This is a genomic window from Salinispora vitiensis (assembly GCF_000378825.1).
Lineage (GTDB): Bacteria > Actinomycetota > Actinomycetes > Mycobacteriales > Micromonosporaceae > Micromonospora > Micromonospora vitiensis.
The window spans coordinates 3406455-3419338 of sequence record NZ_KB900388.1 but is presented as its reverse complement, the minus strand read 5'-3'; the positions used below and the strand labels follow the sequence as shown (position 1 = coordinate 3419338).

15 protein-coding genes are annotated in these 12884 nt (G+C 72.3%); 11 read left to right on the top strand and 4 right to left on the bottom strand.

The window, feature by feature from the left end; translation table 11 throughout:
- The first annotated feature begins 178 nt into the window (after nt 1–178).
- From SALPAC2_RS0116125 to SALPAC2_RS0116115, 3 genes are all read left to right on the top strand, one after another.
- Complete coding sequence (locus tag SALPAC2_RS0116125; RefSeq protein WP_018217671.1) at nt 179–568, top strand: CBS domain-containing protein; 390 nt, start codon at nt 179–181, stop codon at nt 566–568.
- Between the two features lie 85 nt (nt 569–653).
- Nucleotides 654–1748, top strand: coding sequence for an aminotransferase-like domain-containing protein (locus SALPAC2_RS0116120; RefSeq protein WP_018217670.1), 1095 nt, complete (start codon nt 654–656; stop codon nt 1746–1748).
- 155 nt (nt 1749–1903) lie between these two features.
- On the top strand, nt 1904–3052 hold the full coding sequence (locus SALPAC2_RS0116115) for a magnesium and cobalt transport protein CorA (protein ID WP_018217669.1): 1149 nt from the start codon (nt 1904–1906) through the stop codon (nt 3050–3052).
- A gap of 7 nt (nt 3053–3059) precedes the next feature.
- Here the strand turns inward: SALPAC2_RS0116115 and SALPAC2_RS0116110 are convergent, their stop codons facing one another.
- Nucleotides 3060–3887: a hypothetical protein gene (locus tag SALPAC2_RS0116110; RefSeq protein WP_018217668.1), complete on the bottom strand. Its 828-nt coding sequence runs from the start codon at nt 3885–3887 to the stop codon at nt 3060–3062.
- A gap of 117 nt (nt 3888–4004) precedes the next feature.
- Here SALPAC2_RS0116110 and SALPAC2_RS0116105 point away from each other — a divergent pair, with 117 nt between their 5' ends.
- Both SALPAC2_RS0116105 and SALPAC2_RS0116100 read left to right on the top strand, forming a co-directional pair.
- On the top strand, nt 4005–4535 hold the full coding sequence (locus SALPAC2_RS0116105; protein WP_018217667.1) for a peptidylprolyl isomerase: 531 nt from the start codon (nt 4005–4007) through the stop codon (nt 4533–4535).
- 59 nt (nt 4536–4594) lie between these two features.
- A complete protein-coding gene (locus SALPAC2_RS0116100) occupies nt 4595–5506 on the top strand; it encodes a rhomboid family intramembrane serine protease (RefSeq protein WP_026184790.1) in 912 nt (303 codons plus the stop codon).
- A 3-nt stretch (nt 5507–5509) separates the two neighbouring features.
- On the opposite strand, the gene SALPAC2_RS0116095 is transcribed toward SALPAC2_RS0116100, so the two are convergent.
- The gene (locus tag SALPAC2_RS0116095) at nt 5510–5950 is read right to left on the bottom strand and encodes a PH domain-containing protein (protein ID WP_018217665.1); all 441 of its coding nucleotides are present in this window, start codon (nt 5948–5950) and stop codon (nt 5510–5512) included.
- Nucleotides 5951–6018: 68 nt separating this feature from the next.
- On the opposite strand from SALPAC2_RS0116095, the gene SALPAC2_RS0116090 reads away from it, so the two are divergent.
- From SALPAC2_RS0116090 to SALPAC2_RS0116070, 5 genes are all read left to right on the top strand, one after another.
- Nucleotides 6019–7191, top strand: a complete 1173-nt coding sequence (locus SALPAC2_RS0116090) for a thiolase family protein (RefSeq protein WP_018217664.1) — start codon at nt 6019–6021, stop codon at nt 7189–7191.
- A 120-nt stretch (nt 7192–7311) separates the two neighbouring features.
- Complete coding sequence (locus tag SALPAC2_RS0116085; protein ID WP_018217663.1) at nt 7312–7830, top strand: hypothetical protein; 519 nt, start codon at nt 7312–7314, stop codon at nt 7828–7830.
- Nucleotides 7831–7899: 69 nt separating this feature from the next.
- Nucleotides 7900–8586, top strand: a complete 687-nt coding sequence (locus tag SALPAC2_RS0116080; protein ID WP_018217662.1) for a response regulator transcription factor — start codon at nt 7900–7902, stop codon at nt 8584–8586.
- Nucleotides 8579–10051 (top strand): sensor histidine kinase, encoded by a 1473-nt coding sequence (locus tag SALPAC2_RS0116075; protein ID WP_018217661.1) that lies wholly within the window; start codon nt 8579–8581, stop codon nt 10049–10051. Before SALPAC2_RS0116080 ends, SALPAC2_RS0116075 begins: the two co-directional genes overlap by 8 nt.
- A gap of 61 nt (nt 10052–10112) precedes the next feature.
- Complete coding sequence (locus SALPAC2_RS0116070; RefSeq protein ID WP_018217660.1) at nt 10113–10688, top strand: hypothetical protein; 576 nt, start codon at nt 10113–10115, stop codon at nt 10686–10688.
- A gap of 65 nt (nt 10689–10753) precedes the next feature.
- On the opposite strand, the gene SALPAC2_RS0116065 is transcribed toward SALPAC2_RS0116070, so the two are convergent.
- Nucleotides 10754–11644, bottom strand: coding sequence for a transketolase family protein (locus SALPAC2_RS0116065; RefSeq protein ID WP_018217659.1), 891 nt, complete (start codon nt 11642–11644; stop codon nt 10754–10756).
- Nucleotides 11644–12372, bottom strand: a complete 729-nt coding sequence (locus SALPAC2_RS0116060) for a hypothetical protein (protein ID WP_026184789.1) — start codon at nt 12370–12372, stop codon at nt 11644–11646. The genes SALPAC2_RS0116065 and SALPAC2_RS0116060 overlap by 1 nt, the downstream gene beginning before the upstream one ends.
- 46 nt (nt 12373–12418) lie before the next feature.
- Between SALPAC2_RS0116060 and soxR the strand changes: the two genes are divergently transcribed.
- Entirely contained in the window at nt 12419–12856 is a 438-nt protein-coding gene (gene soxR / locus SALPAC2_RS0116055) for a redox-sensitive transcriptional activator SoxR (protein ID WP_018217657.1), read from the top strand.
- Nucleotides 12857–12884: the final 28 nt, after the last annotated feature.

Here is a 12884-nt window from a genome sequence, read left to right as displayed (position 1 = left end):
GAGGAGGATAGCGCTGTCGAACGGGAGCCGGGGCGACCGACCGGCGGTAGCGCAGCGCTGCTGGCGCCGCTCGACTGAATCGGGCTGGTCAGATCGCATGCGGCAGCCTTGTCCCGGTAACACACTAGGTGCACCATGTTTTTACCGAGTGCCACCATTCCGCAGGGGTTGATGTGTGATGCAGGTTCGGGAAGTGATGTCCAGTCAGGTTTTGGTAGTCGGCCCGGAGCACACGCTCCGGCAGGCGGCGCGAATGATGTCGGAGCGGGGCATCGGGTCGGCCGTCGTGATCGATCCGGACTCCGAAGGGGTCGGGATCATGACCGAGCGGGACCTACTCAACGCGATCGGGCGCGGGCTGGACTGCGACAACGAGCCGACCGGAGCCCACCTGACCTGGGACGTGGTGTACGCGGGGCCGGAGTGGACGGTCGAGGAAGCGGCGACCGCGATGGCCCGAGGCGGGTTTCGGCACCTGGTGGTGCTCGACGGGCGGGAGGTGGCCGGGGTGATCTCGCTCCGCGACGTGGTCCGGGTCTGGGCGACCGAACGGGTCGTCCCCGGGTGAGGCCGGTCACCCATCCGGTGGCTCCGCGACGGCACTCGTCGTGCCGTCGGCGGATCCGCTGCCGCCTTCCGTACGCTGAACAGCCATGACCGCCGAGCAGTTGATCTCCTTCGCCCGTGGCGCTCCCTCGTTGGACATCGTCGATGTCGAGGGGCTGAAGGCCGCCGCCGTCCGTGCGTTCGACGCCGATCCCACCGGTGTGACGGCGTACGGCCCCTCCGCTGGGTACCTTCCGTTGCGGGAGTGGATCGCGAAGAAGCACGGAGTGGGGACGGACCAGGTCCTGGTGACCAACGGTTCGTTGCAGGCCGACGCGTTCCTCTTCGACCACCTCGTCCGACCCGGTGACGCGGTGGTGGTGGAGCGTCCGACCTACGACCGGACCCTGCTGAACCTGAGGCGGATGGGCAGCGAGCTGCACGGGATCACCATCCAGCCGGACGGTCTGGACACCTCCGAGCTGCGTAAGCTGCTGGAGTCCGGGGTGCGGCCCCGGCTGGCGCACGTCATTCCGAACTACCAGAACCCGGCCGGGGTGACGCTGAGTATCGACAAGCGGCGGGAGTTGCTGGATCTCGCCGTCGAGTTCGATTTCACGATCTTTGAGGACGACCCGTACGCCGACGTCCGGTTCCGCGGCGAGGCGCTGCCCTCGATGCTCTCGTTGGACACCCACAACCGGGTGGTGCACGCCTCCAGCTTCACCAAGACGGTCTGCCCGGGCGTCCGGGTCGGCTACCTGGTCGGGCCGGCGGACCTGATCGCCGACATCGCCAAGAAGGCGACCAACCTCTACATCTCGCCGGGCATGGTCTCCGAGGCGACCGTGCACCAGTTCTGCGTCTCCGGGGACATCGACCGCTCGATCGCTACCGTGTGCCGGGCCCTCGGCGAGCGGGCCCAGGCGCTGGCCGAGGCGCTGCGGCGGCACCTCCCGGAGGCCCGGTTCGTCGAGCCGGACGGCGGCTACTTCCTCTGGGTGGAGTTGCCGGAGGACGTCGAGGTGGACCGGCTGGCTCCGGCGGCGGCGGAGCGCGGGGTCGCCGTCGTGAAGGGCAGTGACTTCGTGCTCGACGGCGGGCAGCACGCGCTGCGGCTGGCGTACTCGGCGGTGACCGTGGACCAGATCGACGAGGGTGCGCGTCGACTCGCGGCGGCGATGGCGGCCGTACGCGGCTGACCTCCGCCACCGGCGCCGGGCTGGTTCGACTCGGTCGGTCCGGCGCCGGGCTGGTGCGACTCGGTCGGTCCGGCGCTCGCCCCGACCCCCGCGGCACCGCCGTTGACCCGGTTGGCGGCGTACGCTGCAACGCGTCGTCGAGCGGGGAGGGTGCGATGGCGGACCGGTTGCGGCGCGGACCCAGGGGCACCCGGTCGGACGGCCGGGTGATCCGACCGCGGGACTGGGCGGCCCCGGTGCGGGCGATGACCCGCCGGCTCAGCTCTGACAGCGCGGCCCGGCCACCGGCGCCGGCCGCACCCCATGATGCGGTCGTTGACTGTGCGCTCTACCTGGACGGGGAGCGGCAACCCGGCCACCGGCACCACGCCGAGGCGCTGGCGGCGGCGCGCGAGGCGGGCAACGGCTTCGTCTGGCTTGGCCTGCACGAGCCCGACTTGGCCCAGATGACCGAGATCGCGGCCACCTATGGCCTGCACGAACTGGCCGTCGAGGATGCGGTCAAAGCCCAGCAGCGGCCCAAGCTGGAGCAGTTCGGTGCGGTGAGCTTCCTGGTGCTGCGAACCGCCCACTACCGCGACCAGGCCGAGCTGACCGAGCACTCCGAGGTCGTCGAGACCGGCCAGGTGCTGCTCTTCATCGGCCCGAATTTCCTGGTCAGCGTCCGGCACGGGGACGCCTGCCGGCTGGCGCCGGTGCGCGCCGACCTGGAGGCGAGGGGGGAGTTGTTGCCGCACGGCCCGTGGGCGGTGGCGTACGCGGTGACCGACCGGGTGGTTGACCAGTACCTGGAGGCCGTCGACCGGCTGGAGGACGACCTGGACACGCTGGAGGCCGACGTCTTCGACCGTCGGCCGGGCGGCGATCGGATCCAGCGGATCTACCAGGTGAAGCGGGAGCTGGTCGAGTTCAAGCGGGCGGTGATGCCGCTCCAGCGCCCGCTCCTGCGGATCACCGCTGAGCGCAACCGCGAGGTGCCGATGGAGATCCGCCGGTATTTCGGGGACGTGCAGGACCACCTCAGCCGTACCGTTGAGCAGGTCAACTCCGCTGACGACCTGCTCAACTCAATCCTTCAGGTGCGGTTGGCCCAGGTCACCGTGGACCAGAACGACGACATGCGCAAGATCGCGGCGTGGGCGGCCATCGCCGCGGTCTGGACCGCCATCGCCGGCATCTACGGCATGAACTTCGAGTTCATGCCGGAACTGGGGTGGGCCTACAGCTACCCCACGGTGCTGGCCCTGATGCTCGGGGTCAGTTTGGCGCTGTACCGCTGGTTCCGCCGGCACGGCTGGCTCTGACCCGGGGTCAGCGGCGACCGTTCTTCATGGCCTTGGAGAGGTCGTTGGGGGTCCGGCCGGTGGAGCTCTTCCCCTCGGTCGTCGCGGAGGCCGTCTTGGTCGGTGTCGCGGGGGCCTTGTCGGTGGTCGTCGCGCGGACCTTCTCGGTTGGTGCCGCGGGGGCCTTGTCGGCGGTCGTCGCGCGGACCTTCTCGGTCGGTGTCGCGGACGCCTTGGCGGCGGCCGGTGGCGGCACCTTCTCGTTCGGCGTCGGGGTGGCCTTCTCGGCCGGCGCCGGGGTGGTCTGCTCGGCCGGGGTCCGAGTGGTGACCTCGATCATGTCCACCTCGGCCTGCATCGGGTCCAGGCTGGGAACCGCGTCGTACTCGACCCACTCCCGCCGCTCGTAGCGGCGTCGCAACGCCATCGCGCCGACCAGCCCCACCACGACGCTGGCCGCCAGCAGGCCGGTCATCCTGCCCCGCCCGGACCGCTTCTTCGCGCGTGTCGCCCGCATCCTCTTCTCCTGCACTTTCTTGCTGGTGGCGGTCGAACTGCCCGCGCCGGTCCGCCGGCCGGCGGCGGCCCGGCCGGCCGCCTCCGCCTGGGCCTCGCGGACGGCGATGGCCAGCGGCGCGAGGGCCGCCACGGTCGAGACGTAGCCGCTCGCCGCCCGGTCTCGCATGACCAGCGCGGTCGGGGCAACAGCGCTGCGGGCCGCCCGCACCCGTGGGCCGACCGTGGCGCCGGTGCCGTTCGTGGCGTGCCCCGCCGCCCGCTTCAGGTGACCGAAGCTTCGACCAAGCTCGATCTTGGCAAGCTGGCTCTGGGTCTTACGCCGCCCGTTTCCAAACACGGTCCCACCTCCTCGGAGTTGTCCCTTCGTCATCCTCCACCCTCGGATGCCTCCGCATGGCCAGATCGGGCACATGGGAGGATCCGCATGGAACTGAACACCTAGTGAGGAGTACCCGTGGCCGAGGATCTCTACGCCACCCTGCACACCAACGCCGGCCCGATTCGGCTGCAGCTTTTTCCGAATCACGCGCCGAAGACCGTTCGCAACTTCGTGGAGTTGGCCGACGGCACCAAGCAGTACACCGACCCGCGGACCGGCCAGCCGGGCAGCGGCCCGTACTTCGACGGCACCATCTCGCACCGCGTGATCAGCGGTTTCATGATCCAGATGGGTGACCCGACCGGTACCGGCCGGGGCGGCCCGGGCTACACCTTCGCCGACGAGTTCCACCCCGAGCTGCGGTTCGACCGGCCGTACCTGCTGGCGATGGCGAACGCCGGGCCGGGCACCAACGGTTCGCAGTTCTTCATCACGGTGGCGCCGACCCCGCACCTGACCAACCGGCACACCATCTTCGGGCAGGTCGCCGACGAGGAGTCGGTGAAGGTCGTCGACGCCATCGCCAACACCCCGACGAACCCCGCCGACCGCCCGCTGCGCGACGTCGTCATCGAGCGGGTCGAGATCGAGCGCTCCGGCTCCTGAAGGCGCGGACAGGGTACCTTTGCTCGCATGACTGAGCGCTCGGGCACCTGGGCTGTCCGGTGAGTGAATCACCACCGACCACCCCGGTCTGCTACCGCCACCCCGGCCGGGAGGCCTACATCCGGTGCAACCGCTGCGACCGGGTCATCTGCCCGGACTGCATGCGGGAGGCCTCGGTGGGCTTCCAATGCCCGGAGTGCGTCAACGAAGGGCGCCGCAGTGTGCGGCCGGCGCGGACCGCCTTCGGTGGTGGTCTCGCCGGCCAACACGGCTACGTCACCAAGGCGTTGATCGCGTTCAACGCCCTGGTGATGCTGCTCTCCATCGGCACCGACCGGGGCGGCGACGCGGCGGTGGGGGGCTCCGGCTTCGGCGGCCTGCTCGGCGGCAGCACCCCGTTGACCGAGTGGGGAGCCGTGATCGGGCTCGCGGTCTTTCCCAACGGCACCGTGGGTGGCGTCGCCGATGGCGAGTGGTACCGCCTGGTCACCGCGATGTTCCTGCACTACGGCGTGATCCACCTGCTGCTGAATATGTACGCGTTGTGGATTCTCGGCCGAACCCTGGAGGCGAGTCTCGGCCCGGCCCGGTTTTTGGCCCTCTATCTGATCGCCGGCCTCGGCGGGAACGTCGCGGCCTACCTGTTCAGCGCGCCGAACGCGGCCACCGCGGGCGCGTCGACGGCCGTCTTCGGGCTCTTCGCGGCCCTGTTCGTCGTCGGCCGGCGGTTGGGGCGGGACGTCTCCCAGGTGCTCCCGATCCTGGTGATCAACCTGGTCTTCACGATAACTGTGCCCGGGATCTCGATCCCGGGTCACCTGGGCGGTCTCGTGGTCGGCGGCCTGATGGCCTTCGTCCTCGCCCACGCCCCACCGTCGCGGCGTACGTTGGTGCAGGTGGGCGGCGGTACGGTGCTCGTGGTGGCCCTACTCGGCCTGGCCCTGATCCGGACCGCGACCCTGCTCGCCTGACGATCAGGTCGGGCGGGCCGCCCGTAGCTGCGCCGCGACATCAACCGGGTCGGCGTCCAGGTCGAACCGGCCGAACAGGTGCAGTGTCTCCCCGGCATCCACCTCCAGGGCGGCGTTCGACCGGCCGAGCCGGGCCCGCTGGTCCACCCGGATCTCCGCCACCTGCGACCACGGCAGCCGCCGACGGCCGGCGAAGCCGCTGACCACCGTCAGCCCTTCCGGGTCGACCGCGAGGCGGACCGGTACCAGCAGGTCCCGCGCGGCCCAGACCAGGAGCGCGGCGGCGGCCAGCACGGCCAACGTGAGCCGGACCGGGTCGCCGTCGGCGAGCAGGAGACCGAGCGCGACCAGCGCCCCGGCCCCGCCGGCCTTGACCGCTGGTAGGGCGGCCGAAACCCGCCACTGCCGGATCTCGGACGAAGTCGTATCCATATTGCCCAGCATGCCAGGGCAGCGGGTTGCCGGGCCGGCCGCGTAGCATCGACGCCACACCAAGTTACCGGGGAGTAGACATGAGTGACGCAGTCATCGTCGGCGCGGTACGCACCCCCGTCGGGCGGCGCAAGGGCAGCCTCGCCGACGTACACCCGGTCGACTTGTCGGCGCACGTGCTGCGCGCCCTCGCCGAACGGACCGGCATCGATCCGGGCCAGGTGGATGACGTCTTCTGGGGCTGCGTCTCGCAGGTCGGTGAGCAGTCGTGGAACGTCGCCCGCAACGCCGTCCTCGCGGCCGGCTGGCCCGAGACGGTTCCCGGCACCACCCTCGACCGGCAGTGCGGGTCCAGCCAGCAGGCGCTGCACTTCGCCGCCGCGACCGTGCTCTCCGGGCAGGCCGACCTGGTGGTGGCGGGCGGGGTCGAGTCGATGACCCGGGTGCCGATGGGCTCCAGCGTGGCCGGGGGCGTGCCGTTCAGCGCGGCGATCCTGGACCGCTACCGGGGCGTGGAGGGGGTGGCGGAGGATGACCCGCTCCCGTTCAGCCAGGGCGTCGGCGCGGAGCTGATCGCCCGCCGGTGGCGACTGACCCGCAGCCAGCTCGACGAGTTCGCCCTCGCCAGCCACGAGAAGGCGGGCGCGGCGCAGGACGCCGGCGCCTTCGACGCCGAGCTGGCACCGGTCCCCCTCGCCGACGGGGGCACGGCCGCCGCCGACGAGGGCATCCGTCGGGACACGTCCCTGGCGAAGCTGGCCGAGCTCGCCACCCCGTTCCGGGCCGACGGCGTGGTGACCGCCGGATCCGCGTCCCAGATCTCCGACGGCGCGGCGGCGCTCGCGGTCACCACCACCGAGTGGGCCGGCAAGCACGGCCTGCGCCCGCTCGCCCGCATCCACACCGCGGTGGTCTGCGCCGACGATCCGGTCGCCATGTTGACCGCGCCCATCCCGGCCACCGCCAAGGCGCTGCGCCGGGCGGGGCTGGGCATCGAGGAGATCGGGGTGTACGAGGTCAACGAGGCGTTCGCCCCGGTGCCGCTGGCCTGGCTCGCGGAGACCGAGGCCGACCCGCAGCGGCTGAACCCGCGCGGCGGCGCCATCGCCCTCGGGCATCCGCTCGGCGGGTCCGGGGCCCGGATCATGACCACCATGTTGGCGCACATGCGAGACGAGAACCTCCGGTACGGCCTGCAAACCATGTGCGAGGGCGGCGGCATGGCCAACGCGACCATCGTCGAGCTGCTCTGAACCACCCCGCCCCGGCGTGGTCACGTCTCCCGGTGGTCAGGAACACCGGGGGGCGTGGAAGATGCAAGGTTCGGCCGTCCCGCCCATATCACCCCGTGTCGGGGCGTCGTTGGGCAGGGCATGGACGTCTTCTCCCGAACGTTCCTTCCCGCTGCGGCCGAGGCTGGTATCGCGACCCAGACCGCCAACCGACACCTGCCCGTCTTCCGGCGTTGCGTCGGCTCGGGTGACGCCCCCATCCTGGTCACCCGGTGCCGCCGCCCGAACCGGTCGGGCACCGCCGACGAGTACCTCCTGCTGTTGACCCACCGACGGCTGGTCGTCACCCGGCAGACCCGGGTGCTGCACCGGCTCCGCCTGCACCTCAACACCGAGCTGCGCGAGCTGAGCGACGTCACCTGGGGGCCGGACCCGCGGCTGCACTGCCTGGAGCTGGCCGCCACCGCTATCGATGGCGTCCGGGAGCGGTTCGTCATCCGGACGCGGCACCCGAAGCAGGTGTGGCAGCTCGACGAGCTGCTCAACCACGCTTTCCGGACCCGCGTCCGCGCCGCGCGCGAGCGGCTCGTCGCCACGATCGGCGACCCCGGTCCGGCCCTGGCCCGGCCGGCCGCCTTCCGACCCGCCGCCGTCCGCTGACCGTCTCCTTACCGAACCCGAACATGTCCCGAGCAATGCCGGGCCATCCCAGTCGGCCATCATGAGCCGGTGACCGTTGACGCGCCGCATCGCGGGCTCGTCCTCCTCGTCGAGGACGAACCGGCCATCGCCGATCTGGTCCGGCTCTATCTGACCCGGGACGGGTTCGGCGTACACCTGGAGCGGGACGGCGACGCCGGCCTCGCCGCCGCCCGCCGGCTCCGGCCGGTGGCCTGCGTTCTCGACATCGCACTGCCCGGTCTGCCCGGCACCGAGCTCTGCCGCCGGTTACGCGAGTCCGGAGACTGGACGCCGGTCATTTTCCTCACCGCCCGCGACGACGAGGTGGACCGCGTCGTCGGGCTGGAACTCGGCGGCGACGACTACGTCACCAAGCCGTTCAGCCCGCGGGAACTGGTGGCCCGGGTGCGGGCGGTGCTGCGCCGGGTCGCCGGGCCGCCGCCGGGCCAGCCGCGGACCGTCGGCGCGGTCAGGCTGGACCTCGACCGCCGTACGGTGACCGCCGCGGGGGATCCGGTGCAGTTGACCTCCACCGAGTTCGACCTGCTTGCCCACCTGATGGCCCGCCCCGGTCGGGTGTTCACCCGGGAGGAGCTGCTCGCCCGGGTGTGGGGGTACGCCGTTCCCGCGGGTACCCGAACCGTTGACGTGCACGTGGCGCAGGTACGGGCGAAGCTCGGCGCGGCGAGTGTGATCCGTACCCACCGGGGGGTTGGGTACGCCGCCGATGGGTGAGCACCAGGCCGACCCTTCGACCGTGCCGACGTCCGACGCCTCGCGGCCCGCCCGCACCCGATCCGCCCGGCGTGATCGCACCCGCCGTGGGCCGACCCTGACCGTCCGGGCGGTGCTGGTCACCTGCGCGGTCGCCCTGGTCTCGGTCCTGGTCACCGCGATCGTCGCGGTGCCGCTCGCGGTCCGTGGCGTGGAACACCGCGAGCAGCAGGCGCTGGCCGCCCAGTCCCGACTCGCCGCCGAGGCGTTACGCAGTCGGTTGGACACCCCGCGCACCGTGGACGAGGACCGGTTGCTACGCCAGCTGCGGGCGCAGGGCATCGAGGCGTACCTGGTGCGAAACGGGGTGGTGGACCGGCCGGGACTGCCGGCCCAGGTGGTGGAGCGGATCGCCGAGGGGCGGCACGTCGCCGACCGGCATTTGGTCGCCGGACGACCGGCGCTGGTGCAGGGGCGCGCCCTGCCCGGCGGCGACGGGGTGGTGCTCGCGCGGGCCGGCTCGCTCGGCGGCATGTGGCGGCAGGTCGCCCAGAGCCTCTGGCTGCCCCTGCTGGCTGGGCTGGCGGCCGGGGTGGTCGCCGGCCTGCTGCTCGCCCGTCGCCTGGCCCGGCCGATCCGGCGGGCGGCGGACGCCGCCGCTCGGCTGCGGGCGGGCGAGCGTGCCGTTCGCGTACCGGTGGAGCCCCCGCACGAGGTGGCGGACCTGGCGGAGGCCCTCAACGGCCTGGCCGCCGCGCTCACCACCAGTGAGGGACGGCAGCGAGAGTTCCTGCTCTCCGTCTCGCATGAGCTGCGGACCCCGCTGACCGCCATTCGCGGGTACGCGGAGGCGTTGGCGGACGGGGTGATCGACTCGGCGGAGGTGGCCGGAACCGGGCGTACGGTGCTGGCCGAGGCGGAGCACCTGGACCGGCTGGTACGGGACCTGCTGGCCTTGGCCCGGCTGGAGGCCGTGGATTTCCCGCTGGAGCCGGTACGGGTCGACCTGGTTCGGCTGGCCGCGGAGGCGGAGCGGACGTGGGCGGCGCGGTGCGCGGCCGTCTCGGTGGCGTTCCGGGTCGAGGCGCCGGATCCGACGGTGCCGGTGCACACGGATCCGGGGCGGATCCGGCAGGTGGTGGATGGGCTGCTGGAGAACGCGTTGCGGGTGGTGCCGCCGGGGGCGCCGGTGGTGCTGGCGACCCGGTGGGCGGGCGCGGACCCGGCTGCCGGCGGGGTGATCGAGGTTCGGGACGGCGGCCCCGGCCTGACCGACGACGACCTGGCGGTGGTCTTCCAGCGGGGTGCGCTGCACCAGCGGTACCGGGGGGTGCGCAAGGTCGGTAGTGGGCTGGGCCTGGCCCTCGCCGCCGGCTTGGTCCGGCGGCTCGGTGGCGAGATCAGCGCGGGGCACGCGGCCGAGGGCGGGGCCGCGTTCGTCGTCTCGCTGCCGCCGGATCCTTACCAGGCCCGAACATCGACCTGACCTGGCGCTCGCCGAGACCGGCCAGGCTGGACTCCCACCCACAGGGATGAGAGGGAGAGTCATGGCACGTTGGGGAGTCGCCGCCACCACGCTGTTCGCGGCGGTCACGCTCGGGCTCAGCGGCTGCGGTGCGGCGCAGGTGGCCGGGCCGGGCGGAGAGCAGGCCGTCGAGGTCGCCGCGGCGTTGGGCGTGGAGGGTCAGGCGCTGGCCGCGCTGGGCCTGGACCCCGCCGAGCTGGACGTGGTGCCCGCCGCCGCGTCGGAACCGCCGTCTTCGGACGCGGAGCCGGGCCGGAAGGAACGGGCCGAGGAGTGGCGCAAGCGGCGGCCGGCGCGGGTGATGCTGCGGAAGAACACCCTGCACGGCGAGGTCGTGGTGCAGACGAAAGAGGACGGTCCGAGAACGGTGGCGGTCCAACGTGGCGAGGTGGTCGCTGTCGACGGGCAGGAGATGACCGTCCGGTCGTCCGACGGCTTCGAGATGACCTGGACCTTCGGGCCGGAGCTGCGGGTGGTGGAGCGCCGCCAGACGGTTCAGCCGGAGGCGGTTGAGGTTGGCCGGGTGCTCGGTGTGGCCGGCACGAAGGACGGGGAGAACGGTGCGGCCCGATTGATCGTGCTGCCCAAGAGCGGGTAGTTCACCCGCCGGCGGCGGCTCGGCGCGATGACCGCCGAGCTCTCGTCGGCTGCCGGGACGGTAGGTCAGCGCAGCGCTGGTGAGACGAAGTCCAGCACCGATCGGCGCAGCCCCGACGCGTCCAGGCCATGCCAGTGGGCGTGGTCGTCGGCTGACCCGTACCGCCGGAGTTCTTCGCGCCCGACGCCGAGTGCCAGGAGCCGGTGCGGGCGGTCCGCCAGCGCCGCCGAGACCACCCGGCTGGAGGTCCCGGCGAGGTAGGGCTCGACGAGGATCACCTCGGTGCCGGCCCGGTCGCGGAGCCCGGCGGTGTCGAACGGCCGCGGCCGGTTGGTGTACGCCACCGTGACGGGCAGGTCGGCCAGCGCTGCGGTGGCCGCGTCCAGGGTCGGTCCGACGGCCACCACCAGGGGCGCTCCCGGCCCGGCGTCCCGTACCACCTGCAACGCTCCGTCGCCGCCCAGCGGCCGGTCGTTGCTCAGCACCGACAACCGCAGGTACGCCGAGGTCTCCGCGGCTACCGCGGTCCGCAGCAGCGGCGCGACCTCACCGGGGTGGCCGGGCACGTGCACCGTCCAGCCGTGCAGGGTGTCGATCAGCGAGACATCCGCCGGCGACAGGTGGGTCCGGCCCGCCTCCGGCCGGTCGTACGAGGCGCCCACGCTGACCAGCACCGCGCTCGCGCCCTGGTGGTCCAGGTCGAGCTTGAGCTGCTCGTACGCCCGCTCGACCAGGAACGGCGCGTAGGTGTGCACGATCGGCCGCAGACCGGTCAACGCCAGCCCGCCGGCGACCCCGACCATCAGCTGTTCCCGGATTCCGACGTTCAGTACCCGGTCCGGGTGCCGGTCCGCCGCCGGGACGAAGAGGCCGGCGGAGATGTCGGCCAGCACCAGCGCGGTACGCGGGTCGTCGGCGAGCAGCGCGGTGGTGGTGTCGACGAAGGTGTCGCGCACTAGTCCTCCTTGGGGTCGACGACCGCCACGACGACGTGGGGCCGGTTGCCGTCATGCCCGGTCAGGGCGGTGTGCAGGGCGTCGTGGTCGCGCCCGTCGACGGTCGCAGCGGTCCAGCCGTCCACGGTGAACCGGGCTGCCGGTCCGCCCGGCCAGCCGTGGGTGGCGGAGGCGTTGTCGATCACGATCGCGGTGAGGTTGGCCAGGCTGTTCGTCCCGGCGTAGGTGATCGCCTCGTGGTTGGAACCCTCGTCCAGTTCGGCGTCGCCGAGCAGCACGTACACCCGGGGTTCGAGCCGGCCTTGGGCGCGTAGCCCGAGTGCGGTTCCGACGCCGAGGCCGAGGCCGTGGCCGAGGGAGCCGGAGCCGATCTCCACGCCGGGTACGAGCATCCGGTCGGGGTGCTCGCCGAGCCGGCTCGCCGGCCCACCCTGGTCGTCGAGCCAGTCGGCGGGAAAGAACTCCGCGGCGGCGAGCACCGCGTAGTACCCGGCGACCGCGTGCCCCTTGGAGAGCAGGAACCGGTCCCGGTCCGGGTCGTCAACGGTCGTCGGGTGGACCCGCAGGACGCGGTGGTAGAGCACCTGGAGCACGTCGATGGTGGAGTAGACGTTCGCGCCGAACTCCCGGCCGGCCCGGATTCGCTCCAGCAGGGGGGCGACCGGCGGTCGGCCGTCGAGCGGCGCGGCGGCCTCGGCGATCGCTGTGGTGGTCGTGGTGGCTGTCATGCGGCTAGCCTGCAACTTGAAGCCCACTTGAGCTCAAGGTGACGTGATGCAGGATTTATTGACCATCGGCCAGCTCTCCGCGCGCAGCGGGGTGGCGACATCCGCCCTGCGCTACTACGAGCGGATGGGGCTGCTCCGCGCCGACCGTACCGGCGGCAACCAGCGCCGGTACGCGCGCGGTGAGCTGCGCCGGGTGGCGTTCATCCGGATCTCCCAACAGGTCGGCATCTCGCTGGAGGAGATCCGCGAGGCGCTCGAATCCCTGCCGGCCGCCCGGACCCCGACCCCGGAGGACTGGACCCAGCTCTCCAAACTGTGGCGCAACCGGCTGGACGAGAAGATCACGCTGCTGACCCGGCTCCGGGACGACCTCGACGGGTGCATCGGCTGCGGGTGCCTGTCGTTGCGTCGCTGCATTCTCAGCAACCCGGGCGACCAAGTCGCCGCCGAGGGCCCCGGTGCACGCCTGGCCGTGCCGCGCTAGCGACGCGAGGGCCACGCCTGGCCGTGCC

Excerpts from the sequence above, each read along its gene's own strand:
- SALPAC2_RS0116095 (WP_018217665.1), bottom strand. The coding sequence starts at position 5,950 with ATGCTGGGCAATATGGATACGACTTCGTCCGAGATCCGGCAGTGGCGG.
- soxR (WP_018217657.1), top strand. The coding sequence starts at position 12,419 with ATGCAGGATTTATTGACCATCGGCCAGCTCTCCGCGCGCAGCGGGGTG.
- SALPAC2_RS0116120 (WP_018217670.1), top strand. The coding sequence starts at position 654 with ATGACCGCCGAGCAGTTGATCTCCTTCGCCCGTGGCGCTCCCTCGTTG.
- SALPAC2_RS0116075 (WP_018217661.1), top strand. The coding sequence starts at position 8,579 with ATGGGTGAGCACCAGGCCGACCCTTCGACCGTGCCGACGTCCGACGCC.
- SALPAC2_RS0116090 (WP_018217664.1), top strand. The coding sequence starts at position 6,019 with ATGAGTGACGCAGTCATCGTCGGCGCGGTACGCACCCCCGTCGGGCGG.
- SALPAC2_RS0116085 (WP_018217663.1), top strand. The coding sequence starts at position 7,312 with ATGGACGTCTTCTCCCGAACGTTCCTTCCCGCTGCGGCCGAGGCTGGT.
- SALPAC2_RS0116125 (WP_018217671.1), top strand. The coding sequence starts at position 179 with ATGCAGGTTCGGGAAGTGATGTCCAGTCAGGTTTTGGTAGTCGGCCCG.
- SALPAC2_RS0116115 (WP_018217669.1), top strand. The coding sequence starts at position 1,904 with ATGGCGGACCGGTTGCGGCGCGGACCCAGGGGCACCCGGTCGGACGGC.
- SALPAC2_RS0116070 (WP_018217660.1), top strand. The coding sequence starts at position 10,113 with ATGGCACGTTGGGGAGTCGCCGCCACCACGCTGTTCGCGGCGGTCACG.
- SALPAC2_RS0116060 (WP_026184789.1), bottom strand. The coding sequence starts at position 12,372 with ATGACAGCCACCACGACCACCACAGCGATCGCCGAGGCCGCCGCGCCG.